This is a genomic window from Rhodanobacter sp. UC4437_H4, assembly GCF_052978425.1.
The window spans coordinates 3,680,937-3,707,104 of record NZ_CM129673.1; the positions used below are offsets into that span (position 1 = coordinate 3,680,937).

Annotated in this window: 29 protein-coding genes and 1 tRNA gene; 19 read left to right on the forward strand and 11 right to left on the reverse strand. The window is 68.2% G+C overall.

The features are described 5' to 3' along the window. Nucleotides 1–87: 87 nt before the first annotated feature. Entirely contained in the window at nt 88–1,101 is a 1,014-nt protein-coding gene (locus ACVCL3_RS16645; protein ID WP_447100013.1) for an isocitrate dehydrogenase, read from the forward strand. 169 nt (nt 1,102–1,270) lie between these two features. On the opposite strand, the gene ACVCL3_RS16650 is transcribed toward ACVCL3_RS16645, so the two are convergent. From ACVCL3_RS16650 to ACVCL3_RS16680, 7 genes are all read right to left on the reverse strand, one after another. After that, the gene (locus ACVCL3_RS16650) at nt 1,271–1,726 is read right to left on the reverse strand and encodes a carboxymuconolactone decarboxylase family protein (protein ID WP_447100014.1); all 456 of its coding nucleotides are present in this window, start codon (nt 1,724–1,726) and stop codon (nt 1,271–1,273) included. A gap of 37 nt (nt 1,727–1,763) precedes the next feature. Continuing rightward, nucleotides 1,764–2,669: an RNA polymerase sigma factor SigJ gene (sigJ, locus tag ACVCL3_RS16655; protein ID WP_447100015.1), complete on the reverse strand. Its 906-nt coding sequence runs from the start codon at nt 2,667–2,669 to the stop codon at nt 1,764–1,766. Nucleotides 2,670–2,726: 57 nt separating this feature from the next. Next, complete coding sequence (locus ACVCL3_RS16660) at nt 2,727–3,680, reverse strand: aspartyl/asparaginyl beta-hydroxylase domain-containing protein (protein WP_447098469.1); 954 nt, start codon at nt 3,678–3,680, stop codon at nt 2,727–2,729. 102 nt (nt 3,681–3,782) lie between these two features. Beyond that, a complete protein-coding gene (locus tag ACVCL3_RS16665; protein WP_395119565.1) occupies nt 3,783–3,920 on the reverse strand; it encodes a hypothetical protein in 138 nt (45 codons plus the stop codon). A gap of 386 nt (nt 3,921–4,306) precedes the next feature. Further along, on the reverse strand, nt 4,307–5,689 hold the full coding sequence (locus ACVCL3_RS16670) for a PhoH family protein (RefSeq protein WP_447100016.1): 1,383 nt from the start codon (nt 5,687–5,689) through the stop codon (nt 4,307–4,309). 63 nt (nt 5,690–5,752) lie between these two features. Beyond that, nucleotides 5,753–6,214, reverse strand: a complete 462-nt coding sequence (locus ACVCL3_RS16675; RefSeq protein WP_291229068.1) for a peroxiredoxin — start codon at nt 6,212–6,214, stop codon at nt 5,753–5,755. A gap of 248 nt (nt 6,215–6,462) precedes the next feature. Then, nucleotides 6,463–6,978 carry a glycine cleavage system protein R gene (locus ACVCL3_RS16680; protein ID WP_136258190.1) on the reverse strand — a complete coding sequence of 172 codons (516 nt, stop codon included), beginning with the start codon at nt 6,976–6,978 and terminating at the stop codon, nt 6,463–6,465. Between the two features lie 185 nt (nt 6,979–7,163). Here ACVCL3_RS16680 and dapA point away from each other — a divergent pair, with 185 nt between their 5' ends. Together dapA and ACVCL3_RS16690 are read left to right on the forward strand one after the other, a co-directional pair. Then, complete coding sequence (gene dapA, locus ACVCL3_RS16685) at nt 7,164–8,042, forward strand: 4-hydroxy-tetrahydrodipicolinate synthase (RefSeq protein WP_447100017.1); 879 nt, start codon at nt 7,164–7,166, stop codon at nt 8,040–8,042. 50 nt (nt 8,043–8,092) lie between these two features. Continuing rightward, on the forward strand, nt 8,093–8,689 hold the full coding sequence (locus ACVCL3_RS16690) for a hypothetical protein (protein ID WP_447100018.1): 597 nt from the start codon (nt 8,093–8,095) through the stop codon (nt 8,687–8,689). 78 nt (nt 8,690–8,767) lie between these two features. On the opposite strand, the gene fdxA is transcribed toward ACVCL3_RS16690, so the two are convergent. Together fdxA and ACVCL3_RS16700 are read right to left on the reverse strand one after the other, a co-directional pair. Continuing rightward, a complete protein-coding gene (gene fdxA, locus ACVCL3_RS16695; RefSeq protein ID WP_395119560.1) occupies nt 8,768–9,091 on the reverse strand; it encodes a ferredoxin FdxA in 324 nt (107 codons plus the stop codon). Nucleotides 9,092–9,420: 329 nt separating this feature from the next. Next, a tRNA-Glu gene (locus tag ACVCL3_RS16700) sits at nt 9,421–9,496 on the reverse strand. Between the two features lie 181 nt (nt 9,497–9,677). Here ACVCL3_RS16700 and pcnB point away from each other — a divergent pair. The 7 genes from pcnB to ACVCL3_RS16735 all read left to right on the forward strand — a co-directional run bounded on the left by pcnB (nt 9,678) and on the right by ACVCL3_RS16735 (nt 15,160). After that, nucleotides 9,678–11,033 (forward strand): polynucleotide adenylyltransferase PcnB, encoded by a 1,356-nt coding sequence (gene pcnB, locus ACVCL3_RS16705; protein WP_447100019.1) that lies wholly within the window; start codon nt 9,678–9,680, stop codon nt 11,031–11,033. Beyond that, a complete protein-coding gene (gene folK, locus ACVCL3_RS16710; protein ID WP_447100020.1) occupies nt 11,030–11,515 on the forward strand; it encodes a 2-amino-4-hydroxy-6-hydroxymethyldihydropteridine diphosphokinase in 486 nt (161 codons plus the stop codon). The genes pcnB and folK overlap by 4 nt, the downstream gene beginning before the upstream one ends. 33 nt (nt 11,516–11,548) lie before the next feature. Next, entirely contained in the window at nt 11,549–12,379 is an 831-nt protein-coding gene (panB, locus tag ACVCL3_RS16715; RefSeq protein ID WP_395119557.1) for a 3-methyl-2-oxobutanoate hydroxymethyltransferase, read from the forward strand. A gap of 17 nt (nt 12,380–12,396) precedes the next feature. Continuing rightward, nucleotides 12,397–13,242, forward strand: coding sequence for a pantoate--beta-alanine ligase (gene panC, locus ACVCL3_RS16720; RefSeq protein WP_447100021.1), 846 nt, complete (start codon nt 12,397–12,399; stop codon nt 13,240–13,242). Between the two features lie 97 nt (nt 13,243–13,339). After that, nucleotides 13,340–13,732, forward strand: a complete 393-nt coding sequence (panD, locus tag ACVCL3_RS16725) for an aspartate 1-decarboxylase (RefSeq protein ID WP_447100022.1) — start codon at nt 13,340–13,342, stop codon at nt 13,730–13,732. A 175-nt stretch (nt 13,733–13,907) separates the two neighbouring features. Continuing rightward, entirely contained in the window at nt 13,908–14,255 is a 348-nt protein-coding gene (locus ACVCL3_RS16730) for a PadR family transcriptional regulator (RefSeq protein ID WP_447100023.1), read from the forward strand. Beyond that, the gene (locus ACVCL3_RS16735; RefSeq protein WP_447100024.1) at nt 14,252–15,160 is read left to right on the forward strand and encodes a hypothetical protein; all 909 of its coding nucleotides are present in this window, start codon (nt 14,252–14,254) and stop codon (nt 15,158–15,160) included. The genes ACVCL3_RS16730 and ACVCL3_RS16735 overlap by 4 nt, the downstream gene beginning before the upstream one ends. Before the next feature lie 10 nt (nt 15,161–15,170). Here the strand turns inward: ACVCL3_RS16735 and queG are convergent, their stop codons facing one another. Beyond that, nucleotides 15,171–16,253: a tRNA epoxyqueuosine(34) reductase QueG gene (gene queG / locus ACVCL3_RS16740; protein WP_447100025.1), complete on the reverse strand. Its 1,083-nt coding sequence runs from the start codon at nt 16,251–16,253 to the stop codon at nt 15,171–15,173. Between the two features lie 41 nt (nt 16,254–16,294). On the opposite strand from queG, the gene ACVCL3_RS16745 reads away from it, so the two are divergent. From ACVCL3_RS16745 to ACVCL3_RS16765, 5 genes are all read left to right on the forward strand, one after another. Then, entirely contained in the window at nt 16,295–17,785 is a 1,491-nt protein-coding gene (locus ACVCL3_RS16745) for an NAD(P)H-hydrate dehydratase (RefSeq protein ID WP_447100026.1), read from the forward strand. 8 nt (nt 17,786–17,793) lie between these two features. Further along, a complete protein-coding gene (gene tsaE / locus ACVCL3_RS16750; protein ID WP_447100027.1) occupies nt 17,794–18,255 on the forward strand; it encodes a tRNA (adenosine(37)-N6)-threonylcarbamoyltransferase complex ATPase subunit type 1 TsaE in 462 nt (153 codons plus the stop codon). 180 nt (nt 18,256–18,435) lie between these two features. Beyond that, the gene (locus tag ACVCL3_RS16755) at nt 18,436–19,896 is read left to right on the forward strand and encodes an N-acetylmuramoyl-L-alanine amidase (protein WP_447100028.1); all 1,461 of its coding nucleotides are present in this window, start codon (nt 18,436–18,438) and stop codon (nt 19,894–19,896) included. 35 nt (nt 19,897–19,931) lie between these two features. Further along, nucleotides 19,932–21,731: a DNA mismatch repair endonuclease MutL gene (gene mutL / locus ACVCL3_RS16760; RefSeq protein ID WP_447100029.1), complete on the forward strand. Its 1,800-nt coding sequence runs from the start codon at nt 19,932–19,934 to the stop codon at nt 21,729–21,731. 136 nt (nt 21,732–21,867) lie between these two features. Beyond that, nucleotides 21,868–22,797: a DUF1684 domain-containing protein gene (locus tag ACVCL3_RS16765; RefSeq protein ID WP_447100030.1), complete on the forward strand. Its 930-nt coding sequence runs from the start codon at nt 21,868–21,870 to the stop codon at nt 22,795–22,797. A 21-nt stretch (nt 22,798–22,818) separates the two neighbouring features. Here the strand turns inward: ACVCL3_RS16765 and ACVCL3_RS16770 are convergent, their stop codons facing one another. Next, on the reverse strand, nt 22,819–23,601 hold the full coding sequence (locus ACVCL3_RS16770; RefSeq protein ID WP_447100031.1) for an enoyl-CoA hydratase/isomerase family protein: 783 nt from the start codon (nt 23,599–23,601) through the stop codon (nt 22,819–22,821). A 116-nt stretch (nt 23,602–23,717) separates the two neighbouring features. Here ACVCL3_RS16770 and ACVCL3_RS16775 point away from each other — a divergent pair, with 116 nt between their 5' ends. From ACVCL3_RS16775 to ACVCL3_RS16790, 4 genes are read left to right on the forward strand one after another with little or no spacing between them, the layout of a single operon-like run. Beyond that, a complete protein-coding gene (locus ACVCL3_RS16775) occupies nt 23,718–24,479 on the forward strand; it encodes an FKBP-type peptidyl-prolyl cis-trans isomerase (RefSeq protein ID WP_447100032.1) in 762 nt (253 codons plus the stop codon). A 35-nt stretch (nt 24,480–24,514) separates the two neighbouring features. Continuing rightward, nucleotides 24,515–24,703, forward strand: coding sequence for a DUF1289 domain-containing protein (locus ACVCL3_RS16780; protein WP_395119548.1), 189 nt, complete (start codon nt 24,515–24,517; stop codon nt 24,701–24,703). Then, complete coding sequence (locus ACVCL3_RS16785; RefSeq protein WP_395119547.1) at nt 24,700–25,293, forward strand: NUDIX hydrolase; 594 nt, start codon at nt 24,700–24,702, stop codon at nt 25,291–25,293. The genes ACVCL3_RS16780 and ACVCL3_RS16785 overlap by 4 nt, the downstream gene beginning before the upstream one ends. Further along, entirely contained in the window at nt 25,290–26,144 is an 855-nt protein-coding gene (locus ACVCL3_RS16790) for a sulfurtransferase (RefSeq protein WP_447098483.1), read from the forward strand. The genes ACVCL3_RS16785 and ACVCL3_RS16790 overlap by 4 nt, the downstream gene beginning before the upstream one ends. The last annotated feature ends 24 nt before the right edge of the window (nt 26,145–26,168 follow it).

Here is a 26,168-nt window from a genome sequence, read left to right on the forward strand (position 1 = left end):
CGGCATTGGGGCGCATGAGCGATAATGGGCGGTCTTGACGCGCGCCTTGCGCGCCGTGCATGCGATCAGCCCCCAAGGAGTCCCCCCATGAACAACACCATCGCCGTGATCCCGGGCGACGGCATCGGCCCGGAGATCATGACCGCCACGCTGCGCGTGCTCGACGCGCTGGACTGCGGCCTGAAATACGACTTCGTCGACGCCGGCATGGTCGCGCTGGAGAAGCACGGCGACCTGCTGCCCAAGGCCACGCTGGACAAGATCGCCGAGCACAAGGTCGCGCTGAAGGGCCCGCTGACCACGCCGATCGGCGGCGGCTTTACCTCGGTCAACGTGACCCTGCGCCGCCACTTCGACCTGTACGCGAACGTGCGCCCGGCGGTGAGCTTCCCCGGTACCAAGTCGCGCTACGAGAACATCGACATCATCACCGTGCGCGAGAACACCGAGGGCGCCTACCGCTCCGAGGGGCAAACCCTGTCCGCCGACGGCGAGATCGCCGAGTCGGTGGCGCGCAACACGCGCAAGGGCAGCAGCCGGATCGTGCGCTACGCGTTCGAGCTGGCGGTGAAGAAGGGCCGCAAGAAGATCACCGCGGTGCACAAGGCGAACATCCTGAAGACCAGCTCGGGCCTGTTCCTCAACGTGGCGCGCGAGATCGCGAAGGAATACCCGCAGATCGAGTTCAACGAGATGATCGTGGACAACACCTGCATGCAGCTGGTGATGAACCCGTACCAGTTCGACGTGATCGTCACCACCAACCTGTTCGGCGACATCCTCTCGGACCTGTGCGCCGGCCTGGTCGGCGGCCTCGGCCTGGCGCCGGGCGACAACATCGGCGAGCACGCGGCGATCTTCGAGGCGGTGCACGGCTCGGCACCGGACATCGCGGGCAAGGGTATCGCCAACCCCTGCGCGCTGCTGCTGGCCGCGGCCGACATGCTCGACTACCTGGACATGGTGGCCAAGGGCGACAAGCTGCGCGCCGCGATCCGCGACACCATGACGAACGATCGCGACAGCGTGACGCCGGACATCGGCGGCAAGGGCAGCACCGGCAGCTTCGCCGACGCCATCGTGAAGCGCCTCGCGGCCTGATCCGGGACGCCGCTGGGCGCAATGAAGGCCGCGGCATGCCGCGGCCTTTTCGTTGGATCGGCGCGGGATGGTGGTGCCCCGGCCGGTGTCATGCCGTTGACGGGATACGCCGTTGGCGCGCATCGCGAGGCAGGCTTGCCGTGCACGGTTTGCGCGAGGCGCCGCCGGTTCAGTGTTGCGCCGCCCGGTAGTGACCGGGTTCCGCGCGAGAGGGAATGGCGATGCGGTTCCAGCTGTTGATCGCGATCACTGCCATGTTGAGGTCGATCAGCTGTTCTTCGCTGAATTCGGTGCGGGCTTGTTCGTAGACCTCGTCCGGCACGCCGTGCACCGGGTCGAGCCGGGTCACCGCCTCGCACCAGGCCAGCGCGGCACGCTCGCGCGGGCTGTAGAACGGCGCCTCGCGCCAGGCCTGCAGCACGTACAGGCGCTGCTCGGTCTCGCCGGCGGCGCGGGCATCCTTGCTGTGCATGTCCAGGCAGTAGGCGCAACCGTTGAGTTGGGAAACGCGCATCTGTACCAGTTCGATCAGACTTTGTTCGATGCCGGAGTTCTTGATGTATTCGCCCAGGGCGAACAGGGGCTTCACGGCGTCGAGGCGCTTGTTGATGTTGAAACGAGGCATGGGGTTCTCCTTGCGGTGTGCGGCCGGGACCGGCCGTTCAGTGCAAGGACGTGGGCGCCGTCGATTTCGTGACCGCCGCCAGCCGGGCAAGCTTGCCGGGGTGGCGCAGGGCATGCACGGCGGTGATGCGTTCGCCGTCGTCGTCGATCCAACTGGCCGAGACCAGCGTGTCGCCCTGCCAGCCGAACAGGGCCGGCGTACCGTTGAGCTGACGGATTTCGTGGCGCACGCCACCATGGCGCTGCTGCTGCAGCGCGATCTGCATGTACAGCCGGGCCAGCCGCTCGGCGCCGTGCAGCGGGTGCAGGGTGGCCCGCGCCAGGCCGCCGCCATCGGATACGCTCATGGCGTCTTCGGCAAACAAGGCACGCAACGTGGGCATGTCCGGCTGCTGCAGCGCCTGCATGAAGCGTTCGAGCAGGCGCCGCTGGATGTCGGCGTTCGGCATCGTCTGGCGCGGTCGATCCTCGCGCAGCCGCTGCTTCGCCCGGTGCACGCGCTGGCGGCAGGCGTCTTCGCTGATTTCCAGCATCGAGGCCGTTTCGGCGTGGCTGTAGTCGAACACTTCGCGCAGCAGGAAGGCGGCACGCTCCTCGGGGCTCAGCCGCTCCAGCAACAGCAGAAAGGTGAGGGTGAGGCTTTCGGCGCGTTCCAGTTGCGCCTCGGGTTGGTCGGCATCCACGGTCAGCGGCTCCGGCAGCCAGGGGCCGGAGTAGTGCGCACGTTCGGTCTTGGCCCGGCGCAGGCGATCCAGCGCGATGCGCGTGGTCACGGTGACCAGCCAGGCTTCCGGGTCGTCCAGCGCGGCGACATTCTGTGCGTGCCAGCGCAGCCAGGCATCGTGCAGCACGTCCTCGGCGTCGGCGGGCGTGCCGAGCATGCGGTAGGCCAGGCCGAACAGGCGCTGGCGGTGTTGCTGGAACAGGGCGGTTTGCGAATCCATGAGGCACTCCGGGGAAAGGATGCTGCCAGGACGCATGGACGGAGCGAAACGTGACCGCTAGCGGAGCAATGGCCAGGGAGCCAGGAAAATCAGCCACAACAGCACAAGGATGCCGACGTATTTTCCGGCCTTGTACAGCTTCTTGTGACGCCGCTTGAACGCCGCCTTCCATTGATGCATGGCGCCCTTGCGCTGGCTCCACGCGTACAGGCGGTTGACGAAGCCGGTCTTCTCGGTACCGGTGTCGCTGTTGGGCGAAGCGGTGATCTTGCCCATGAACGCGCCCACGCGATGGTTGATCGCACTCATCCAGCGCGTGCGCAGCGGGCGCTCCACGTCGGCGAACAGGATCACCCGGGTCTGGTCGGTCTTGTTCTCCACCCAGTGCACGAAGGTCTCGTCGAACACCACGTCCTTGCCGTCGCCCCAGGCGTGCTCTTCGCCATCGACGAAGATGCGGCAGTCGCGCGAGTTCGGCGTGATCAGGCCCAAGTGATAGCGCAGCGAACCGGCAAACGGATCGCGATGCGGATTGAGCTTGCTGTTGGGCGCCAGCGTGGCGAACATCGCCGCCTTGATTCCGGGGATCGCATTGAGCAGTTCCACCGTCTTCGGACACAACGCCTGCGCCGACGCCAGCGGCTCGCCGTACCACTTGAGGTAGAAGCGCTTCCAGCCCTGCTTGATGAAGCTGTTGAAACTGGCGTCGTCGTTCTTCGTGGTGCCGCGAATGTGTCCCCGGTCCGTCAGGTGCAGCGCCTCGGCCCGGATCGTCTCCCAGTTTGCCTGCAGCAAATCCAGCTCGGGAAATCCGCGGCGGTCGAGTATCGGCTTGGCCGGCACCGCCGAGAACGCGTACATCAGCAGGTTGTACGGCGCGAACACTGCCGAGTGATCCACCAGCTGGCGGTCGAAACGCAACCGCACCCGCCCGCGCAAATGCACCAGCAGCACGCACAGTGCGAAGAAGGCGAACAAGAGCAACAGGATGAGGCGCGGCGTCACGAACATGGGCAGAGGAACCACGGAGCCAGCAATGTCGTGATTCTACTCGACCGATGGCAACATCAGTTGACGGCGGCCCGGCCGGACGCCATTTCGTGCGACTTGTCTTTACGGCAACAGGCGCGATTTGCGCTTGAGGAAACTGCCGGCAATCCACATCAACCGTATGGCGGAAACCGCCAACGCCGTGCCCAGGCCGAGAACCAGCATGATCTGGAACAGTTGCATCAAAAGTGCGGTTGACATGGCGGTCCTTGCTTGGTCGTGAGAGGCGAAAACTCAGTCTTGGCTTTGGCAACGGCAACACATTCTACGTGACGGGGCCGGTACCACGTGCGATCACGTTCTTCAGCCACCGGATGCGGATTCGCGCGTGCGCCGTTTCCGCAGCCAGGTTGGCCAGCCTCGACGGGTCACCGCGTTCAAGGCTTGCCCCCCAACTGTTTGGCACGATTTCCCATGGACGTGCCGGCAATGGATCGTTGGACACCGGCAAATCCAACCTGCGTTCCGCGTCGCGGCTGGTCAACCGCGCGCAGCGCATCGGGTGTTCACCATGATGGCAGGAGTGGTGTTGCCTGGCAGGTATTCCGCTACCGGGCTTCCGAACGCCGAAAACCGAAAGCCAGCTCCTACATCATCTCCGCCGCAAAGTCCGCCAACCGCGACCTCTCTCCCCGCCGCAACGTGATGTGCGCCGAATGCTCCCAGCTCTTGAAGCGATCCACCGCATAGGTAAGCCCGGAGGTGGTTTCGGTGAGGTAGGGAGTATCGATCTGTTCGACGTTGCCGAGGCAGACGATCTTGGTGCCGGGGCCTGCGCGGGTGATCAGGGTCTTCATCTGCTTCGGGGTGAGGTTCTGGGCCTCGTCGATGATCAGGTAGCGTGACAGGAAGGTGCGCCCACGCATGAAGTTGAGCGAGCGGATCTTGATGCGCGAGGCAAGCAGGTCGTTGGTGGCCTGGCGGCCCCAGCTGCCGCCGTCCTCGGGGTTGGCGAGCACTTCGAGGTTGTCGGTGAGCGCGCCCATCCACGGCGTCATCTTTTCTTCCTCGGTGCCGGGCAGGAAGCCGATGTCCTCGCCGACGGAAACAGTGGCGCGGGTCATGATGATCTCGCGGTAGCGCTGCTGGTCCATCACCTGGGCCAGGCCGGCGGCCAGCGCCAGCAGGGTCTTGCCGGTGCCGGCGTTGCCGAGCAGGGTGACGAAGTCGATCTCCGGGTCCATCAGCGCGTTGAGCGCGAAGTTCTGCTCGCGGTTGCGCGCACCGATGCCCCAGACGTGATGGTTGGCGTGCGAGTGGTCGTCCAGAAGCATGAGCGTCGCGTGCTCGTCGTCCAGTTTCTGCACGCGCAGTTCGATCTCGTTCTCGCCGGGCAGGTAGAGGCACTCGTTGGGATGCCACGCCTCGTCCTCGCGGCGATCGAGCTGGTAATAGGTGCGGCCGTGATCGGTCCACGAGTGCACTTCCGGGTGCAGCTCCCAGAAGTTCGCCGGCAGTTCGGTCGAGCCGGTGTAGAGCAGGGAGAAATCGTCGAGCGCGCGGTCGTTCTCGTAATCCTCCGCAACCAGGCCGTTGATGCCGGCCTTGATGCGCAGGTTGATGTCCTTGGTGACCAGGATCACGTCGCGATCCTGGTTTTGGTCGCGCAGCTCGATCACCGCGGCGAGGATCTGGTTGTCGGCCTTGGTGTGGCCGTTGCTGGTGATGCGATGCTGGAAATAGAGGCGACCGGCCGAGCCGCCGCGCTTGAGCTTGACGCCTTGCGGATTGGCCAGTTCCAGCCCTTCCGCCAGGTCGTGCTGCTTGCCGGCCTCGATCAGTTCGTTGAGGAAGCGACTGACCTGGCGGCCGTTGCGCGAGACTTCCGAAGCACCTTTCTTCTTCTCGTCCAGCTCCTCCAGGACGGTCATGGGGATGAAGACGTCGTGTTCCTCGAAGCGGAACAGCGAGGTCGGGTCATGCAGCAGGACGTTGGTGTCGAGAGCGTAGATGCGCTTGCTTCCGGTCATGCGGAAGTGTCCTCGCTGGTGGGTGGGCAAAGCGGATGGCGACAACTCATCAGGGCGAATGACTCAGGCGGCGGGGATCGCGTCAAGCACGGCCTGCGCGTGGCCGGGGACTTTCACCCCGCGCCATTCGGCGGCGAGCTTGCCGTCGGGGTCGATCAGGAAGGTGCTGCGCACGATGCCGAGGTGGCGCTTGCCGTAGAGCACCTTCTCGTGGATCACGTCGAAGGCCTGGCACCAGGTTTCGTCGGCGTCGGATATCAGCGGGAACGGCAGCTCCTGCTTCGCGGCAAAGTTGGCGTGTGATTTCGGTGAGTCGCGTGACACGCCGATGACCTGCGCGTGACGTTGGCGGAACTTCGCGTGCAAGTCGCGGAAGTCCCTGGCCTCGTTGGTGCAGCCGGGGGTCGAATCCTTCGGATAGAAGTACACGACCAGCCATTGGCCGCGGTAGTCGGAAAGCTTCAGCTCGGTGCCGTCGCCGGTGGTGCCTTTCAGTGCGGGAAGTTTCTTGCCGATGGCGGGCATGGGGCATCCTGCGCGGCCTGCGCGGCCGTGCTTGCGGTGGGATGGAAGGGAGACGTGGCGCGGATGACGACAGTGCGGCGGCGAGGCGACCGGGCAAGCCGGGGCCGGCTGGCGTGAATCGACTCGCGGTTCTGCAATGCTGACGTCCTCCGGCAGGGCCACGGCCACAGACTAGCGCGCCCGGGGTGGCGGATGACAGGTCTTGTCAGGGCAAGGCGTTCGCGCGATGCTCGGCGGACGGCAACACTTCAGAACTTCACCGGGTCCATGATCGCGTCGAGGTTCATGCCGTCGCACAGTTCCAGGAAATCGTCGCGCAAGGCGGCGATGTGGATGTCCGCCGGGATGCCGATGGTGAACTGGGCCTGGAACATCTCCGCGCCGGTCTGCATGGCGCGATAGCGGGTGGAGTTCAACTGCTCCACGCTGATTTCGTGCTGGGCGAAGAACTCCACGATGCGGGCGACGATGCCGGGGCGATCGGCGGCCACCACTTCCACCAGGTAAGGCAGCTGCGCGCTGTTGCCGCGCTGGCCGGTGCGGTAGTGCACCAGGCGCAGGCTTTCGTCGCGGGCCAGCTTGGTCAGTGCGGTTTCCAGCTTGGCCAGCGCATCCCAGGCGCCGCTGGCGAGCAGCATCAGCGAGACCTCGGTGCCGATGGTGGAGACGCGCGATTCGGAAAGGTTGCAGCCGGCGTCGGCAATGCGGCGGGCCAGCGCCAGCAGCGGCGACTTGTCGGCCGGGGTGAGCGCCTGGATCAGCAACTGGCTGTCGCCAGTCGTGCGTCCGGCCGCGTGCGAGGCAGTGGAGGGAGATTTCAAGGAGGTCCACCTGTGGGCAGCATTCCGCCCGATGCGGAAGCATCAGGTTACTCCCATCGAGCTTACTTGCCCGTCTTGCGAAGCGGCAAGTAACATGCAGGGCTTGCCGTTGCAGCGGAATCGAGCACGTGGACATTCGTGGAAGCATCTGTGCGCTGGTCACGCCGTTCGCGGCCGACGACAGCCTCGACCTGGCGGCGTTCGGCCGCCTGATCGAACAGCAGATCGCCGGCGGCACCCAGGCGCTGGTGGTGGCCGGCTCGACCGGCGAGGCGCACATGCTGGAGGCGGGCGAGTTCGACCGCCTGCTGACGTTCGCGATCGAGCGCGTGGCAGGTCGCGTGCCGGTGATTGCCGGCACCGGCGAGGCCGGTACCGCGAAGACCATCGCTGCCACGCGTCGTGCGCAGGAGCTGGGCGCGGATGCGGCACTGGTGGTGGTGCCGTACTACGTGCGCCCCACGCAGGAGGGCCTGTGGCGACACTTCACCGCGGTCGCCGATGCAGGCGGCTTGCCGGTGCTGCTCTACAACGTGCCCGGTCGCACCGGTTGCGACCTGCTGCCGGAGACGGTGGCGCGCCTGAGCGAGCATCCGGCGATCATCGGCATCAAGGAAGCGCGGGGCGATGCGCCGCGGATCGCCGCGCTGGCGGAACTTGCGCGCGCGGATTTCGTCTATCTGTCCGGTGACGACGCCAGCGCCGGTGTGGCGATGCTTGCCGGTGCGGCGGGCACCGTCTCGGTGGTGGCCAACCTGGTGCCGCGGCCGTTCCGCACCCTGTGCGACGCCGCCACGGCGGGCGACGAGGCGGCCACGGCACGGTGCCGGGATGCACTGGAACCCTTGCTGCACGCGCTGGACTGCGCGCCCAATCCGATCGCGGTCAAGGCTGGACTGCCGCCGCTGGGGCTGGGCTCGGCCCGGCCGCGGTTGCCGCTGGTGGAACTGCCCGACGGCCCGGATCGCGCCCGCTTGCACCAGGCGCTGTCCAGTCTGTCATCCTAGACACCGGTGCCCGCTGATCCGGGCCTGGCTCACTCACGGAATCCGATTCGATGAAGAAAACCTCGCTCCTCGTGGCCTTGCCGGCCGTCGCGCTCGCCGGCCTGCTGCTCTCCGGTTGCGGCATGTTCCGTTCGCACAGCGCCTGGCAGAAGGCCCGGCAGGAGGCGCCGCTGGAGATTCCGCCCAGCATGGATCGTCCCTCCACCAGCGACGCCCTGGTGATTCCGCCGCCGGGCGCGAACCAGCCGACGGCGGACGGCGCGACTGCCTCCGTGGCGGGCGTGCCGGGCCAGGCAGGGCAGATCTCCGACGGCTTCGTGCACGAGGGCACGGTCGACAGCGTGTACCAGCAGGTGGGCAAGGTGCTGGCCGACGGCAAGGCGGGCCAACTGGTCAGCCACGACGACGCCACGCACTCCTACGTGGTCAGCGTGACGGCGGCCGCCACCGGCAAGAAGCGCGGTTTCTTCTCGCGACTGTTCGGCCGACACCGGGATGATTCTGCTAGCACCGCCGGTGGCGGCATGCACCAGGTACAGATCAACGTGGAGAGCCGCGGCGACGCCGGCAGCGAGATCCGCGCGCAGAGCGATTCGCTGGGCGCGGTGGCCAAGGTGATCGATCGGCTGAAGTCGAAGCTGGATTGATCGCAAGCGCGCCACGCATGCGAAAACGCCGCCCGGAGGGGCGGCGTTTTCGTTTCGACATCGTGACGGCAGGCCGGTTCAGCGCTCGAGCAGCGCCAGCTTGTCCGGCTTGCCTTCCCAGTCGCCGGCGTCGGCGGGAGCGTCCTTGCGCTCGGTGATCACCGGCCAGCTCTTGGCCAGCTCGGCGTTGAGCGCCACCAGCGGCTCCTGCCCCACCGGCACGTCGTCCTCCGGGTAGATCGCGTTGATCGGGCACTCCGGCTCGCACAGGGTGCAGTCGATGCACTCGTCCGGGTCGATCACCAGGAAGTTCGGGCCTTCGTGAAAGGCATCCACCGGGCACACCTCGACGCAATCGGTGTACTTGCACTTGATGCAGTTGTCGATGACGACGAAAGTCATGAAGTCAACTCGGCTGTAGGAAGGGGCAGATGGAACGCTCTTCTGAAAAACGACGCAGATCCACGGCAAAGTACACCGAAGGGCTCTCGCGGGGTTCGGCAGAGGGCTCTTTTGAAAAGTGCGGCCATGGATGGCCGCTTCTGATCCGGCCGAAGGCCCGGAACTCCCTGCTGTCCGGATGTTCCCGGACAACCGCGATCGGGGATGATCGCACAGGTGACAGACAGTGCGGCCATGGATGGCTGCTTTTGATCCAGCCGATAGCCGGTAACCTTGGGCTACCGCACTCCTTCCAGACCATGGCAATCATGGAAGATTGCACAACCAAATGGCGCTCCCTACGAGACTCGAACTCGTGTTCCCGCCTTGAGAGGGCGGTGTCCTGGGCCACTAGACGAAGGGAGCGTTGTGCGGCGAAGCGCGCTAGTATAGCGGAATTGCTTCGCGCGGCAACGCCCGGTCGACGCGCGTCGAAGCCTGCCGCGCAGGCGCGCAGATCGTCGTCCTGCCGCGGCTATTTGTTGATGCTCGGCATCGTGAACATGGCAAGCACGGGGCGCCTGCGTCCCGCAAGGATTCCAACCGCTTGAACCCCACACCAGGCACCGATCCCACCCCCGCGCTGCGGATCATTCCGCGCGACCAGCACATCATTTCGCGGGCGAACATCAGCAAGGCCGCGCTGCGCGTGCTGTACCGGCTGCATGACGCCGGTTATGCCGCCTACCTCGTCGGTGGCGCGGTGCGCGACCTGTTGCTGGGGTTTCGTCCGAAGGATTTCGACGTCGCCACCGACGCCACGCCGGAGGAGGTCAAGAAGCTCTTCCGCAACTGCCGCCTGATCGGGCGACGGTTCCGCCTGGCGCACGTGGTGTTCGGCCCGGAGATCATCGAAGTCGCCACCTTCCGCGGCACCGGCGAGGAAGGCGAGGGCGACCGCCACATCGTCGACGGCCGCATCGTGCGCGACAACATCTGGGGCACCATCGAGGAGGACGCGCTGCGCCGCGATTTTCGCGTCAATGCCCTGTATTACGACATCGGCGATTTCTCCGTGCGCGACTACGTCGGCGGCATGCAGGACCTGCACGATCGCGTGCTGCGCCTGATCGGCGACCCCGAGGTGCGCTACCACGAAGATCCCGTGCGGATGCTGCGCGCCGCGCGGCTGGCGGGCAAGCTCGGCATGCGCATCGACGCGGCGGCGGCGGCGCCTTTCGAATCGCTGGGGCCGCTGCTGGGCGACGCCGCGCCGGCGCGGCTGTTCGACGAATCGCTGAAGATGTTCCTGTCCGGCAACGGCCTGAAGAGTTTCCGCATGCTGGAGCAGTGCGGCCTGCTGAAGTTCCTGTTCCCGGCCACCGCGCGCGCGCTCAAGCGTGGCGATGCGGCGTTGCGCTCGCTGGTGGAGCAGGGCCTGGCCAACACCGATGCGCGCATCGGCGAAGGCAAGTCGGTCACCCCCGCGTTCCTGTTCGCGGTGCTGCTGTGGGGCGAGGTGCGCGACGAGGCCCAACTCGGCATCGAGCGCGGCCTGGACAGCGCCGAGGCGTGGTCGCGCGCGGCTGCCAAGGTGGTCGGCGAACAGTGCCAGCGGGTGGCGATCCCGCGGCGCTTCACCTTCACCATGGAAGAGATCTGGTCGCTGCAGCCGCGTTTCGAGCAGGTGCAACGCAAGCGGGTGTTCCGCCTGATGGCACATCCGCGGTTCCGCGCGGCGTTCGATTTCCTGTTGTTGCGCGCCGACGAATCGCCGGCGATGCGTGAGCTGGGGCAGTGGTGGGCGCACGCTCAGCGCCTGCCGCAGGACGTGCTGGCTGCGGCCTTGCCGGTGCTCAGCGGCGCGGCCGCGGCAGAGGCAGCTCCCGCGCCGGCGGTACGCAAGCCGCCGCGCCCGCGACGGCGTCGACGCAAGCGCAGCGACAGCCCGGCCTCCGAATGACCCTGGCCTACGTGGCGCTGGGCAGCAATCTCGGCGAACCGCGCCAGCAGGTGCTCGACGCGTTCGCCGCGCTCGCCGACCTGCCCGGCACCCGCGTGCTGCAGCGTTCGCCGCTTTACCGCACGCCGCCCTGGGGCGTGCTCGATCAACCATCCTTCATCAATGCCGTGGCCGAGCTGGAGACGACGCTGTCGCCCGAAGCGCTGCTGCAGCACCTGCTGGCGATCGAGCAGCGCGCCGGCCGCGTCCGCGCCGAACGCAACGGGCCACGCACGCTCGACCTGGATCTGCTGCATGTCGAGGGCGTGCGTCGCGACGATCCGGCATTGACCCTGCCGCACCCGCGGTTGGCCGAGCGTGCCTTCGTGCTGTTGCCGCTGAACGATGTCGTACCGGATCTGCACCTGCCCGGCCAGGGGCGCGTGGCCGAGCTGCTGGTGCGGGTCGACCCGGCCGGTTGCGAGCGGCTGCTTGCGCCATAATCGGCAGTCACCCTCGCCGACCAGGAAACCCCCGTGTACGTGCAGAACGCCAATCTCCCCGACCGCAAGCCGGTGACCGTGCCGGGCCTGCGCGCGATGAAGGCGCAAGGCCAGCGCATCACCATGCTGACGGCCTACGACGCCAGCTTCGCCTGGCAACTGGAAGCGGCGGGCATCGACGTGGCGCTGGTCGGCGATTCGCTCGGCATGGTGGTGCAAGGACACGCCAGCACCTTGCCGGTGACACTCGACCAGATGGTCTACCACACCGCAGCCGTGGCGCGCGGCTTGTCCGCCACCTTGCTGGTGGCCGACCTGCCGTTCATGGCCGATCGCGACGTCGCCCACGTGCTCGCGGCCGGTGCGCGGCTGGTCGGTGAAGCGGGTGCGGCGATGGTGAAGCTCGAAGGCGCCGCCGCGCACGTGCTGGAGGGCATCGCCGCGCTGACCGCGCGGGCCATGCCGGTATGCGCGCATCTGGGACTGACCCCGCAATCCGTGCACCGCTTCGGCGGTTTCCGCGTCCAGGGCCGGGAGCAGGCCGCGGCGGATCAACTGGTGGCCGACGCGTTGGCGGTGCAGGCGGCGGGCGCGCAATTGCTGGTGATGGAGGGCGTGCCGGTCGAACTGGGCCGGCGCGTGACCGCGGCGGTGGAGATCCCGGTGATCGGCATCGGCGCCGGCCCGCATTGCGATGGCCAGGTGCTGGTGATCCACGACATGCTCGGCGTCACGCCCGGCAAGCGCCCCAAGTTCAGCAAGGATTTTCTCGCCGGCCGCGATTCTGTGGCAGCGGCGATCCGCGCCTATGCGGACGACGTGCGCAGCGGTGCCTTTCCGGCGCCGGAACATTGTTTCAACTGAGCTGACGAGTTTCCACCATGCAAACGGTTCAGGATGCGCCGGCGTTGCGCGCCGCGGTTCGCGGCTGGCGCAGCAAGGGCCAGACGGTCGGCTTCGTGCCGACCATGGGCAATCTGCACGCCGGCCACCAGTCGCTGGTGCGGCTGGCGCGGGCGCGTGCCGATCGGGTGGTGGCGAGCGTGTTCGTCAATCCGACCCAGTTCGGCCCCGGCGAGGATTTCGAGCGCTACCCGCGCACCCTGGTGCACGACCAGGCGGCGCTGGCCGACGAAGGTTGCGACCTGCTGTTTGCACCCGAGGTCGCCACGATCTATCCCTACGGCGCCGCGCTCAGCGTGAACCTGCGCGTGCCGCAGGTCACCGCCACGCTGGAAGGTGCCCACCGGCCCGGGCACTTCGATGGCGTGGCCACCGTGGTGTGCAAGCTGTTCAACCTGGTCAATCCGGACCTGGCCGTGTTCGGGCAGAAGGATTTCCAGCAGCTCAAGGTGATCGAGCGCATGGTGCGCGACCTGTCGCTGCCAGTGAAGGTGATCGCCGCGCCCATCGTGCGCGACGACGACGGGTTGGCGCTGAGTTCGCGCAACCAGTACCTTTCGGCGCAGGAGCGTGCGCGGGCGCCGCTGATACACGACACCTTGCTGAAAATGCGCGACTTGCTGGGCCAGGGCCACGCCTGGCGCGCCGTGGAGCAGGTGGCCGAAGCCCAGCTGACCCGCGCCGGCTTCGTGCCCCACTACGCGGCGATCCGCCGGGCCGGGGATCTCGCCGAGCCGGACGATGGCCAGCGTGACGGGCTGGTGGCGCTGATCGCCGCGCGGCTGGGCGGCACCCGGCTGATCGACAACTTGCTGTTGGACTGAGCCGCCCGCACATATCGTGGGCGGGCCGTTGATGTTGCAGCGCAGCGCCATCGGTTCGATAATCGCCGACTTTGCGGAGCACCGCGGGAACAACGTCATGCACCTGAACATGCTCAAGGCCAAGATCCACCGCGCCACGGTGACGCACGCCGAGCTGCACTACGAAGGCTCGATCGCGATCGACGGCTTGCTGCTGGATGCGTCGGGCATCCGCGAGTACGAGCAGATCCACGCGTGGAACGTCAACAACGGCAAGCGCTTCGTCACCTACGCGCTGCGCGCCGAGGAAGGCTCGGGGATCATCTCGGTGAACGGCAGCGCCGCGCATCGGGCCAAGCCCGGCGACATCGTCATCATTGCCGCCTTCGCCCAGCTGAACGAGGCGGAGCTGGAGAAATTCCAGCCCACCTGCGTGTACATCGCCGCTGGCGAAGGCAACCGCATCAGCCACACCAACCGCTCGATCCCCAAGCAGATGGCCGCCGCCTGACGCTTCCGCTGCGGCAGCTGTCACCCTCTGCGTCGCGTTGACGCCGCACCATCCAGCGGCGGCGGGGTCGCGCCCTTGTCTCCTTTCCACGCAAGGCGGTCCCGCCGGGTCCGCTTTTGGCGTTGACGTACTGTGTGTTGCTATGTAGAGTGCGCCAAACACTACGGTGCCGTGCATGGCTGACTCCTCCGACAATCCGTTGCCCAAACTGGAGCTGGAACTGCGCCGTGGCGTGCTCGTCGTCGCCGTGCTGTCCCAGCTGCGCGAGGTGCAGTACGGCTATTCGCTGCGCCAGGCGTTGGCCCGGCGCGGCATGCCGATCGAGGAGGGCACGCTCTACCCCTTGCTGCGGCGCCTGGAAAAACAGGGCGTGCTGGCCTCGGAATGGCGCATCGAGGATGGCCCGCCGCGGCGCTATTACCGCTTGAACGACGCGGGCGAGGCGTTGCTCGCCGAACTGACGGCCTCGTGGCACGCCCTTGTCGGGACCATGGCTGGCCTGCTGGAGGGAGACACCGCATGAATCCGAACGACGTGATCCGGACTTACGTTGCCGAAGTGATGCGCCGCCTGCCCGGCCGCGAGCGCCAGGAGGTCGGGCTGGAGTTGCACGGCCTGCTTGGCGAGATGCTGGCCGATCGCGCGCAATCGGCCGGTACGCCAGCCGACGACGCCATGGTGCTGGCGATGCTGCGGGAGTTCGGCACGCCTGCGCAGGTGGCCGAGCGTTACCACCCCGCCGGCGCGGTTGTCATCCCGGCGATGCAGACCCGTTCGTTCGCCCTGTTTGCCTTTGGTGGCGTGGCTCTGCAATGGGCACTGACCTTGCCACGCGTGTTCGGCGGCGACCAGCCCCTGGTGGCGTGGTGGTTCAGTGCCGGCCTGGGAGCGTTGTGGTGGCCCGGGCTGATGGTGATGTCGGCGCTGGTCGCGGCGTTGATTCGGAGCCACGGCTGGCAGCCGGCATGGCGGCCGCGCATGGTCGATCCGGAGCGGGTCAATCGGCCTGTCATGCTGTTCGGGCTGGTGTGGTTCGTGCTCGGCGTGGCCTTGATGGTCAGCCTGCCGTGGGTCGCGCCGATGCTGCCGGGCGTCCTGCCGCAGGTGTTTGCCTTCGATGACGGCTTCCTGTCCCGGCGTGCCTGGCCGGTGCTGTTGCTGTGGGGCGCCACGTTCGCGCTGCAACTGTCGGCGTACAGGCAGGGACGCTGGTCGAGTTTGTTGCGGCGGTTGGGCATGCTCTCGAGCCTGGCCTGGGTGGCGCTGCTGCTCTGGTGGATCGCCGTCGGCGGCATGTTCCAGGCCAAGGCCACCGATGATGGCGCGCGCGGGGCACTGGGCGTGGTCGTGCTGATCGTCGTGATCGACCTGGCCTGCCGGCTCTATCGTGAGCGACCGTCGATGCGCCAGCTTCGGGTCGCCGGCTGACAACAGCGGCTCAGCCGTCGCGCCGCCGGCTGGCCTGCTGCGCCCGTGCCCATGCGACGTGTTCGCGGACCACGGGCGAGGCATCCTCGGCGCGGCTGGCGAGGGCGGCGTCGATGGCATCGCCGGGCGGCGCGTTGCCCAGCGCCACGGCGATGTTGCGCAGCCAGCCTTCGTAGCCGGTGCGGCGGATCGCCATGCCTTCGGTACGTTTGAGAAACTCCTCCTCGCTCCAGCCGAACAGCTCGACCAGCTTCGCGCCGTCCAGGCTGTGCCGCGGCGCGAAATCCGCCTCGGTGGCGACCTGCGCGAATTTGTTCCAGGGGCATACCAGCTGGCAGTCGTCGCAACCGAAGATGCGGTTGCCCATCGGCGCGCGCAGCTCTTCGGGAATGCTGCCCTTGAGCTCGATCGTGAGATACGAAATGCAGCGTTTGGCGTCGAGCTGGTACGGCCCGGTGATTGCCTGGGTCGGGCACACCTCGATGCAGCGCGTGCAGGTGCCGCAGTGCGCGCTGGCCGGTGCATCCACCGGTAGCGGCAGGTCGGTGTACAGCTCGCCGAGGAAGAAGTACGAGCCGGCATGACGGTTGATCAGCACGGTGTGCTTGCCGATCCAGCCCAGCCCCGAGTTGCGCGCCAGCGCTTTTTCCATCACCGGCGCGGAATCGACATAGGCGCGATGGCCGAACTCGCCCACCGCGGCGCGGATGCGCTCGGCCAATTTCTGCAGGCGGTTGCGCATCAGCTTGTGATAGTCGCGGCCCAGCGCGTAACGCGAGACGTAGCCGGCCTCGCCGTCGCCGAGCACGTCCCAGGCGTTGGCGGTGCCGGGTGGGGCGTAATCCATGCGCACCGAGATGACGCGTTGCGTGCCCGGTTCCAGTTCAGCCGGGCGGGTGCGCTTGCTGCCGTGTCTGGCCATGTACTCCATCTCGCCGTGCCGGCCGGCATCGAGCCAGCGCTGCAGATGCCGCTCATCCTCGGCGAGGTCGACACCGCTGATGCCGGTCTCGGCAAACCCCAGTTCGCGCGCCCAGCGCTTGATGTCGCGGGCGAGCGCGGCGTAATCGGTTGAGGCGGAAGCGGACGACACGGACATCCGCATAGTCTAGTCGCACCCCTATAATTCGCCGCATGTCCGAACCTTCGCCCCGCGACCTGTACACCGTCGACGACATGCGGCGGATCGATCGCGCCGCGCTGGATGCACTGGGCATCTCCGGCAGCGAGTTGATGCGCCGTGCCGCCAGCGATGCCCTGCGCAGCCTGCGCCGGCGCTGGCCGCGGGCGCGCAGGCTTCGCGTGCATTGCGGCCCGGGCAACAACGGCGGCGATGGCTTCCTGCTTGGCGTGCTGGCGCGCGAAGCGGGCCTGCAGGTCGACATGGTGGCGCTGGCCGACACGTCGCGCGGCGATGCCGCATCGGCGCGTGCCGCGTGGGTGGACGCCGGCGGTGCAGTGCATGCCGTCGACGCACTGCACGAATTGCCGGAGCCCGACGTGCAGGTGGATGCGCTGTACGGCATCGGCTTGAACCGCGCGCCCGAGCCGGCTGCCGCGGCGCTGATCGAACGCATCAACGGCAGCGGCATCCCCGTCCTGGCGCTCGACGTGCCGTCCGGGCTGGACGCCGACAGCGGGCAGTGCCCCGGTGCCGCGATCCGCGCGGATCTCACGGTCACTTTCATCGCCGACAAGCGCGGCCTGCACACCGGTCGCGCGGCCGACTGCACGGGCGTGCTGGAGCTGGCGACGCTGGGCGTGCCGGCCAGTGCGTTTGCGCAGGTGGCGCCGGACGCGCATCTGCTTGTTGCCGCGAGCCTGCCGCCGCGCCGTCGCTATGCCAACAAGGGCAATTATGGCCATGTGCTGGTGATCGGTGGCGGGCAGGGCATGGCCGGCGCCGTGCACCTGGCCGGCGCGGCGGCACTGCGCGCCGGTGCCGGCCTGGTCAGCGTCGCCACGCATGCCGAACACGTGGGCGCGCTCAACGCCGCGCGACCGGAATTGATGGCCCACGGCGTGGACGGCCCGCAGGCGCTGCGGCCGCTGCTGGAGCGTGCCGACACGCTGGCGCTCGGCCCGGGGCTCGGCCAGTCCGCGTGGTCGCATGCGCTGTGGCTGACCGCGCTGGATGCCCGCAAGCCGCTGGTGCTCGACGCCGACGGCCTCAACCTGCTGGCGAAGGAGCCTCGGCGATTCACCGCGCCGACCGTGCTGACACCGCATCCGGGCGAGGCGGCGCGATTGCTCGGCCGTTCCGTGGAGGCGGTCGAGCGTGACCGTTTCGCGGCCGCGCGCGAGCTGGCCGCGCGCTTCGATGCCGTCGTGGTGCTGAAGGGCGCCGGCAGCCTGGTGGCCGATCCGAATGGACGTCTGGACGTCTGTCCGTGGGGCAACCCCGGCATGGCATCCGGCGGCATGGGCGACCTGCTCACCGGCATCGTCGCGGCGATGCTCGCGCAAGGCTGCGACGCCTGGCAGGCGGCACGCCTCGGCGTCGGCCTGCATGCGCGGGCCGGCGACCTCGCCGCATGCGAGGGCGAGCGCGGCTTGCTGGCCAGTGACCTGCTGCTGCCGCTGCGGCGGCTCGGCAATGCCGTTCCCTGTGAAACCGACGAATGAACGGGACCATGTCCAACGAGCTTTCCCGCAGCTTGCCGGACGAGGCCGCGACCGCCGCACTGGCGCAACGCGTGGCCGGCCTGCTGGATCACGGCCTGGTGGTCTACCTGCATGGCCCGCTCGGCGCCGGCAAGACCAGTTTCGCCCGGGCCCTGCTGCTGGCGCTGGGCGTGGGCGAGCGGGTCAAGAGCCCGACCTACAGCCTGGTCGAGGGCTATGCGACCGCGCAGCGACCGGCCTGGCATCTCGACCTGTACCGCATTGCCGACCCCGCCGAGCTGGAGTGGCTGGGCCTGGACACGCTGGCCGACCCGGCTGCGCTGGTGCTGGTGGAGTGGCCCGAACGCGGTGCCGGCGCCTTGCCGGCGGCGGATCTCCACGTTCATCTCGATTACGCCGGGACCGGTCGCCAGGCCGTCCTGCGTGCCGATACCGTGCGTGGCGACGAGTTGCTCTCGCGCCTGTCCTGACACTCCAAGTGACTATTTCTGCTTGGGTTTTCTCCGGTCGCCGAATCGGGCAGGGAGCTGTTCGAAATGTGGCACTTGCGGCCGATAACTTGATATCCCCTGATGAATGCACTGCAGGTGGCGGATATTAAAAGGAAAACCCGCTTGCATTCAGATGGCGACTGCGTTTCAATGCGGCCCATGCGGGGTTATCTGAACAAGCTGGCCGGTTGGGGCGTCGCAGTGATGCTGGCGGCGTTTTTGCCGTGCGCGGCGCAAGCCGCCCAGGTCAAGGACGCCCGCGTCTGGGCAGGTTCGCAGTACACCCGCGTAGTGCTCGATGCGGACGGTCCGCTGCACTACACGATCGCGCAGAAGGACGGCCGGATCGTGGTGGACCTGCGCGACAGTCAGGCTGCGGGCGGCTTCTCCGCGCCGGCGGCACAAGGCTTGTTTCGTGGCATCAGCCATGCGCGTCGCGGCGACGACCTGCAACTGATCGCCATGGTCGATCCCGCCAGCACGCTCAAGAGTTTCGTGCTCAAGCCCACCGCCGGCGAAAATTACCGGCTGGTGCTGGATCTGTACCCGGGCAGCGCGCCGAGCGCCAAGCCGCCGGTCGCCGAGGCGCCCGCTGCCAGCGCGCCGGTCCCGACCGTCAACTACAGCAACCCCACGCGCAGCCGCCGGGTCGCCGCCGAGCAGGCTGCGGCGATGCTCAACGGACAGCGCGCCGTGGTGGTGGCGATCGACGCCGGCCATGGCGGCAAGGACCAGGGCGCCCACGGTCCGGCCGGCACGCTGGAGAAGAACGTCACCCTGGCGGTGGCGCGCGACCTCGCTGCCGAGATCAACCGGCAGCCCGGCATGAAGGCGGTGCTGACTCGCGATGGTGATACCTTCATCCCGCTCAAGCGCCGCTACGAAATCGCCCGCGAGCACAACGCCGACCTGTTCGTGTCGATCCATGCCGACTCCTTCACCAGCGACGACGCCCGCGGCTCGTCGGTGTGGGTGCTGTCGCCGCGCGGCAAGACCAGCATGGCTGCGCGCTGGCTCGCCGACGGGCAGAACCGCGCCGACCTGATCGGCGGCATCAGCCTGGACGACAAGGACGACGGCCTCGCCAAGGTGTTGCTGGACCTGCAGCAGGGCTGGGCGATCCAGGCCAGCGACGAGGTGGCCGGCAATGTGTTGCGCGCGCTGGCCAAGCTCGGCCCGACCCATCGTGGCCATGTCGAGCGCGCCAACTTCGTGGTGCTGCGTTCGCCCGACGTGCCTTCGATCCTGGTGGAGACGGCCTTCATCAGCAACCCGGCCGAAGAGCGCAAGCTGCGCGACCCGTCGCACCAGAAGCTGCTGGCCAACGCGGTGATGTCCGGCGTCAGGAATTATTTCGAATCGACGCCGCCGCCGGGCACCTGGTTCGCCGCGCAGGCGGCCAGGCGCCGCGGTGTGCGCGTGGCAACCGTCGACACGTCCGCCGGCAGCGCTGTCAAGGCGACGGGTGGCGCCGCGGATACGCACAAGGTCGCACGCGGCGAAAGCCTCAGCGGCATCGCGCAGCAATACGGAATCAGCGTGGGCGCGCTCAAGACCGCCAACCAGATCCGCAGCAACATCGTGCAGGCCGGCGCGGTGCTGACGATCCCGTCCGGCTGATCCGCCTTCCGACGGCAGGCTGCTAAAGTCCGCGGATGGCCAACATCCGTGCGCTTCCTCCCGAACTCATCAATCAGATCGCCGCCGGCGAGGTCATCGAGCGGCCGTCCTCGGTGGTCAAGGAACTGGTCGAGAACAGCCTCGACGCCGGCGCCACGCGCATCGAGGTGGACATCGAGGCTGGCGGCGCGCGGTTGATCCGCGTGCGCGACGACGGCGGCGGCATCGCGCTGGACGACCTGCCGCTGGCGGTGGCCTCGCATGCCACCAGCAAGATCGGCAGCTTCGACGATCTCGAACACGTCGCCAGCATGGGTTTTCGCGGCGAGGCGCTGGCCTCGGTGTCGTCGGTGTCGCGCTTCGCGCTGGTCTCGCGCACCGCCGGCCAGGAGGCCGCCTTCCGTATCGAGGTCGATGGCGGCCGGTTGCAGGCCGCACGCCCGGCGCAGCACCCACCGGGCACCAGCGTGGAGGTGCGCGACCTGTTCTACAACGTGCCGGCGCGCAAGAAATTCATGCGCGCCGAGCGCACCGAATTCGCGCACATCGACGATCTGCTGAAGTCGCTGTCGCTGGCGCGCAGTTCGGTGGAGTTTCGACTCAGCCACAACGGCAAGCCGGTGCGCGTGTGGAAGGCGGCGCGCGACGAACAGGCCGCACTGCAGCGCGTGGCCGAAGTGCTCGGCGCGGAATTCCCGCAACGCAGCCTGCGCGTCGAGCACGCCGCCGCCGGCTTGCAGTTGTCCGGCTGGGTCGGCTTGCCGACCGCGTCGCGGGCGCAGGCCGATGCGCAGTATTTCTACGTCAACGGGCGCCTGGTGCGTGATCGCATCGTCGCCCACGCCGTGCGCCAGGCGTATGCCGACGTGCTGTTCCACGGTCGCCACGCCGCCTTCGTGCTGTACCTCGAACTCGACCCGGCCGGGGTCGACGTGAACGTGCACCCGGCCAAGCACGAGGTGCGTTTCCGCGAGCAGCGGCTGGTGCACGATTTCCTGTTCCGCACCCTGCACGAGGCATTGGCGCAGACGCGCGCGGGGCAGGTGGGGTCGCCCGCGCACGAGGCCGAGGGCGGCCTGCGCATGGCCGCGGCCGCACCGATGCCGATGCCGATGCCGGCGGCATGGCCGGCCAGCGCGAGCCAGAGCCGGCTGTCGCTGGGCGTGCGCGACGAGCCGCTGGCCGATTACGCCGCGCTGCTTGGCACCGCCGCCAACGCGGTGCCGATGCCCGAGCCCGAACCCGGCGAGGCGCCGCCGCTGGGTTTCGCGATTGCCCAGCTGAAGAACATCTACATCCTCGCCGAGAACGCTGCCGGGCTGGTGCTGGTGGACATGCATGCGGCGCACGAGCGGATCACCTACGAGAAGCTCAAGGCCGGTCGCGTGTGCAGCAACCTGCGTTCGCAGTTGCTGCTGGTGCCGCTCGGCATCGCGGTGAGCGCAAGGGAGGCCGCCGCCGCCGAGGAACATGCCGACGCGCTGGCCGAGTGGGGCCTGGAGCTTTCGCGCAGCGGCCCGTCGGGCGTCGTGGTGCGGCGCATCCCCGCGCTGCTCGACGGGGCCGACGTGGCGCAACTGGCCCGCGACGTGCTGGCTGAACTGGCCCAGCACGGCAGCTCGCGCCGCCTGCAGGAGCTGGAGAACGAACTGCTTTCCACCATGGCCTGCCACGGCTCGGTGCGCGCGGGGCGCCGCCTGACCCTGCCGGAAATGAACGCGCTGCTGCGCGAGATGGAAGAGACCGAGCGCTCCGGCCAGTGCAATCACGGGCGGCCAACGTGGGCGCAGTTGTCGTTGGGCGAGTTGGACAAGTTGTTCATGCGGGGGCGGTGAGAGCCGGGGTTGGGGATTCGCGGGAGCAAGGGCGCTGCGCGTCACGCCGGGGCTCGGGGCCGTTTCGGACGGCGGCTTGCCGACGGCGCGCGCTGCTGCGCATACTCGATGCTTTCACCGATGCGGGATCGTCCCCATGTTGCGTACCGCCGCCTTCGTCCTTGCCATGCTTTCCGGAGTTGCCACCGTGTCTGCCGCCGATGTCCCGTCACCCAGCGCCACCTACACGCAGCAGATCGAGCAATGGCGCGCCGCCCGCGTGGCGCGGCTCACCGCGCCGACGGGATGGCTCAGCCTGATCGGGCTGGAATGGTTGAACGAGGGCGCCAACCGCGTGGGCAGCGCCGCCGACAACGACATCGTGCTGAAGGCCGGTCCCGCGCACCTGGGTACGGTGACGCTGGCGCCGGATGGCGGCTTGCACCTGGCGCTCGACCCGGCCAGCGGCGCTACCGTCGACGGCAAGGCCGTGACCGAAGCCGCGCTGGTCGACGACATGCACGCCGCCGCCGATGCCGATCCCACCACCGTGCGTTTCGGCAAGGCCAGCTTCTACGTGATCGAGCGCGATGGCCGCAAGGCATTGCGGGTGAAGGACGAGGACGCCGAGTCGCGCCGGCATTTTCTCGGCATCGACTATTTCCCGATCGACGACGCCTGGCGCATCGAGGCCGACTGGGTCCCGTTCACGCCACCGCACGACCTGGCGATGGGCTCGGTGATCGGCACCATCGACACGGTCAAGGTGCCCGGCAAGGCGGTGTTCCAGCGCGACGGCCACACCTTCGAGCTGTTGCCGTACCAGGAGGAACCGGGCGGCGAGCTGTTCTTCGTGCTGGCCGATCGCACCTCCGGCAAGGAAACCTACGGCGCCGCGCGTTTCCTCTACGCCGCGCTGCCTGCCGGCGGTCTCGACCATCCGGGCAAGGTAGTGCTGGATTTCAACAAGGCCTACAACCCGCCCTGCGCGTTCACCTCGTTCGCGACTTGTCCGCTGGCGCCACCGGAGAACCGGCTGGACGTCGCCATTACCGCCGGCGAAAAGAAATACCGCGGCGGGCACTGACCCGTAACTTTGTCGGGGGGCTCATTGCCCCTTGAACGCGGCCTTGCGCTTCTCCAGGAACGCGCGCGTCCCCTCGCGCATGTCCTCGGTGGAGAACATCAGCGCGAAACCCTGCGTCTCGAATTCCAGCCCCTGGTCGAGCGACGTCTCGCCACCTCGCAGCACGGCATCGAGGATGCCGGCGGCGGCCAGCGGCGCGGCGGCGGCGAGCTGGTCGGCCAGCGCTTCCACGGTTTCGTCCAGCGCCTCGGGTGCCACCACGCGGTTGACGATGCCCAGTTCGTACGCGCGTTGCGCGTTGACCGGGTTGCCGGTGAGGCACAGTTCCAGCGCGGCGCTGCGCCCGGCCAGGCGCAGCAGGCGCTGGGTGCCGCCGAAGCCGGGGATCAGGCCGAGGTTGATTTCCGGCTGGCCGAACTTCGCCTTTTCGCTGGCCACGCGCAGGTGACAGGCCATCGCCAGCTCCATGCCGCCGCCCAGCGCGAAACCCTGCACGCGCGCGATCACCGGTTTGCCCAGCCGTTCGATGCTGCTCATCAGGCGCTGCCCGGCGCGCGAGAACGCCTGCGCCTGCACGCTGCTGCAGCCGCTCATCTCGCTGATGTCGGCGCCGGCCACGAACGCCTTTTCGCCGGCGCCGGCGAGCACCACCACGCGCACGGCGTCGTCCTGCGCGGCCTGGGCAAAGGCCAGCGTCAGCTCGTTGAGCGTCTGCCGATCCAGCGCATTGAGCTTGTCGGGGCGGTTCACTACGATCGTGCGCACCGCACCGCGGTTGCCGAGTTCCAGATTGCGATAGGCCATGGCCGGTTCCTGTGAGTGCAGGCCGCCGATGGTAGCAGCGGGAACCTTTGCCGATGGCGGGGTTCTCAACTCGCGTATGCATCAGCGGCACGCGTGCGGGGCCGCGATAACTCACCATGGCGGGCATGGATTCGATGGCGAAAGGCGTGACACATCTGGCGGCGTGGCTGCTGATCGGCGTGTTGCCGGGTGGCATGCTGCCGGCGCATGCGGCACAGGCTGGCGCGCCCGCGCAAGCCGCCAGCACGGCGAAACCCGACAAGGTCAAGTTGTCCTATGCGATCGGCTACCAGATCGGCAGCCGCTTCGCCGGCGGCTCGCCCGAGGTGGATCTGTCCACCCTGCAGCGCGCGATCGCGGACGCCTACGCGCGTCACCAGCCGCGCGTGCCGATTGGCGAGATGCAGGCGCAATTGCAACGCCTGCAGCAACAGATGCACAGCGACGCCCTGGCCGAGTTCAAGCGCATCGCTGCGGCGAACGCGAGCAAGAGCGCGGCGTTCATGGCGGAAAACCGCAAGAAGCCGGGCGTGGTGCAGCTGCCTTCCGGCATCCAGTACGCGGTGGTGCACCAGGGTAGCGGCAAGGTGCACCCGAGCCTGACCAGCACGGTGGTGGTGAACTACCGCGGCATGCTGGTGGACGGTACCGAGTTCGACAGCACCTGGGCGCATGGCGCGCCAGCGACGATCGCGGTCGACCAGGTCATTCCCGGTTGGCGCGACGTGCTCCCGCGCATGCGCGTGGGCGATCGCTGGAAGGTGGTGATCCCCTCGCGGCTCGCATACGGCGAGGAGGGCGCGCTGCCGCGCATCGGGCCCAACGAGGCGCTGCAGTTCGTGATCGAACTGATCGAGATCAAGCCGCCGCGGGGCTGAGGGGCTGAATCCGGCCGGTGCTAACATGCGCCGACATGCCGAACGATCCCGCGCCGCAGCCAGTTCCGCCCCTGACTCCCTGTACCGGCGTGTGCCGACTGGACAGCCACGGCTACTGCATCGGCTGCCGCCGCAGCGGCGAGGAAATCGGCCGCTGGCGCGCGATGAGCGATCCCGAACGCCGCCACGTGATGGACGTGCTGCTGCCCGGTCGCCGGCCATGATGGATACCCTGGTGCAGGCGCTGCGGCCCTTGTCCGCGCCGCCCGAAGGTCCGGCCTGGAACCACGCCGAGGTGAACGAATGGCTCGGCGACCAGGCGCGCCTGCCGGCCGCCGTGCTGCTCGGCATCCGCGAAGGCGTGCAGCCGCGGCTGGTGTTTACCGTGCGCGACGCGCGCCTGCCGGCCCATGCCGGCCAGGTGGCGTTTCCGGGCGGGCGCAGCGAGCCGCGGGATGCCGATGCCGTGGATACCGCGCTGCGCGAGAGCGAGGAGGAGATCGGCCTGAGTCGCGCGCTGGTGAAGCCGCTGGGTTTCCTCGATCGCTTCGAGACAATCAGCGGCTACAGCGTCACGCCGGTAGTGGCGAGCATCGCGGCCGAGGCCCGCCTGTATCCGTCGCCCGATGAAGTGGCCGAGGTGTTCGAGGTGCCGCTGACGTTCCTGTTCGACCCGGCCAACCTGCGTCGCTACACGATGGAGTTCCGTGGGCAGCAGCGGCCGATGGTGGAATTCGTCCACGCCGGACACCGCATCTGGGGCGCCACCGCCGCGATGCTTTGCAACCTGCTGGAGAGGATGGACCGCACATGAGCCTGAAAACTACCCTGATCGACGTCGACGCGTTGGCCGCGCTGACGCCACGCGACGTACTGATCGTGGATTGCCGCTTCGAGCTTTCCAACCCCGCCGGCGGCGCGCGTGATTACGCGCAGGGCCATGTGCCCGGCGCAATCTACGCCAGTCTCGATCGCGACCTGTCCGACCTGTCGCGCCAGGCCGAAGGTCTGGGCCGCCACCCGCTGCCGCTGGAGGCGGCGTTCAGCGCGTTGCTGTCGCGCTGGGGCTGGCGCGACGGCATGCAGGTGGTGGCCTATGACGCCGCCGGCGGCGCGCTGGCGGCCGCGCGGCTTTGGTGGCTGCTGCGCCTGACGGGTATTCCCGCCGCGGTGCTGGATGGCGGCTGGGCCGCCTGGACGGCGGCGGGGAAGCCCGTCGAGCGCGGCGAGCCCGCGCCGCGACCGTCCAGCGATGTTTCGCTGCGCTACGACGCCAGCCAGCTGCTGCTCGATCACCGGGCCGTCGCCGATGGCGCCTCGGGCCAACTGCTGGACGCGCGCGGCGCGCCGCGCTACCGCGGGGATACCGAGCCGCTGGACCGCGCCGCCGGCCACGTCCCCGGCGCGCTGAACCGCCCGTTCGCCGACAACCTCGATGCCAATGGCCACTTCAAGCCGGCGGTGCAGTTGCGTGCCGAGTTCACCGCCGTGCTCGGCGCCACCGAACCCTCGCAGGTGGTGCACATGTGCGGCTCCGGGGTCACCGCCTGCCACAACCTGCTGGCGATGGAACACGCCGGCCTGCACGGCTCGCGGCTGTACGCGCCATCGTGGAGCGGCTGGGTCAGCGACCCGTCGCGACCAGTGGCAACAGGCGAGGCGTGAGCGGAGAGGAGTGAGCAAAGAGAG

Bases quoted from the DNA above. Each gene is read 5' to 3' on its own strand.
- ACVCL3_RS16785 (WP_395119547.1), top strand. From the start codon at position 24,700: ATGATGGATACCCTGGTGCAGGCGCTGCGGCCCTTGTCCGCGCCGCCC.
- mutL (WP_447100029.1), top strand. From the start codon at position 19,932: ATGGCCAACATCCGTGCGCTTCCTCCCGAACTCATCAATCAGATCGCC.
- ACVCL3_RS16735 (WP_447100024.1), top strand. From the start codon at position 14,252: ATGAATCCGAACGACGTGATCCGGACTTACGTTGCCGAAGTGATGCGC.
- folK (WP_447100020.1), top strand. From the start codon at position 11,030: ATGACCCTGGCCTACGTGGCGCTGGGCAGCAATCTCGGCGAACCGCGC.
- ACVCL3_RS16690 (WP_447100018.1), top strand. From the start codon at position 8,093: ATGAAGAAAACCTCGCTCCTCGTGGCCTTGCCGGCCGTCGCGCTCGCC.
- ACVCL3_RS16780 (WP_395119548.1), top strand. From the start codon at position 24,515: ATGCCGAACGATCCCGCGCCGCAGCCAGTTCCGCCCCTGACTCCCTGT.
- panC (WP_447100021.1), top strand. From the start codon at position 12,397: ATGCAAACGGTTCAGGATGCGCCGGCGTTGCGCGCCGCGGTTCGCGGC.
- ACVCL3_RS16790 (WP_447098483.1), top strand. From the start codon at position 25,290: ATGAGCCTGAAAACTACCCTGATCGACGTCGACGCGTTGGCCGCGCTG.
- sigJ (WP_447100015.1), bottom strand. From the start codon at position 2,669: ATGGATTCGCAAACCGCCCTGTTCCAGCAACACCGCCAGCGCCTGTTC.
- ACVCL3_RS16660 (WP_447098469.1), bottom strand. From the start codon at position 3,680: ATGTTCGTGACGCCGCGCCTCATCCTGTTGCTCTTGTTCGCCTTCTTC.
- ACVCL3_RS16670 (WP_447100016.1), bottom strand. From the start codon at position 5,689: ATGACCGGAAGCAAGCGCATCTACGCTCTCGACACCAACGTCCTGCTG.
- ACVCL3_RS16765 (WP_447100030.1), top strand. From the start codon at position 21,868: ATGTTGCGTACCGCCGCCTTCGTCCTTGCCATGCTTTCCGGAGTTGCC.
- ACVCL3_RS16650 (WP_447100014.1), bottom strand. From the start codon at position 1,726: ATGCCTCGTTTCAACATCAACAAGCGCCTCGACGCCGTGAAGCCCCTG.
- panD (WP_447100022.1), top strand. From the start codon at position 13,340: ATGCACCTGAACATGCTCAAGGCCAAGATCCACCGCGCCACGGTGACG.
- fdxA (WP_395119560.1), bottom strand. From the start codon at position 9,091: ATGACTTTCGTCGTCATCGACAACTGCATCAAGTGCAAGTACACCGAT.
- ACVCL3_RS16770 (WP_447100031.1), bottom strand. From the start codon at position 23,601: ATGGCCTATCGCAATCTGGAACTCGGCAACCGCGGTGCGGTGCGCACG.
- tsaE (WP_447100027.1), top strand. From the start codon at position 17,794: ATGTCCAACGAGCTTTCCCGCAGCTTGCCGGACGAGGCCGCGACCGCC.
- ACVCL3_RS16675 (WP_291229068.1), bottom strand. From the start codon at position 6,214: ATGCCCGCCATCGGCAAGAAACTTCCCGCACTGAAAGGCACCACCGGC.
- ACVCL3_RS16755 (WP_447100028.1), top strand. From the start codon at position 18,436: ATGCGGGGTTATCTGAACAAGCTGGCCGGTTGGGGCGTCGCAGTGATG.
- ACVCL3_RS16775 (WP_447100032.1), top strand. From the start codon at position 23,718: ATGGCGGGCATGGATTCGATGGCGAAAGGCGTGACACATCTGGCGGCG.
- ACVCL3_RS16665 (WP_395119565.1), bottom strand. From the start codon at position 3,920: ATGTCAACCGCACTTTTGATGCAACTGTTCCAGATCATGCTGGTTCTC.
- ACVCL3_RS16645 (WP_447100013.1), top strand. From the start codon at position 88: ATGAACAACACCATCGCCGTGATCCCGGGCGACGGCATCGGCCCGGAG.
- ACVCL3_RS16730 (WP_447100023.1), top strand. From the start codon at position 13,908: ATGGCTGACTCCTCCGACAATCCGTTGCCCAAACTGGAGCTGGAACTG.
- ACVCL3_RS16745 (WP_447100026.1), top strand. From the start codon at position 16,295: ATGTCCGAACCTTCGCCCCGCGACCTGTACACCGTCGACGACATGCGG.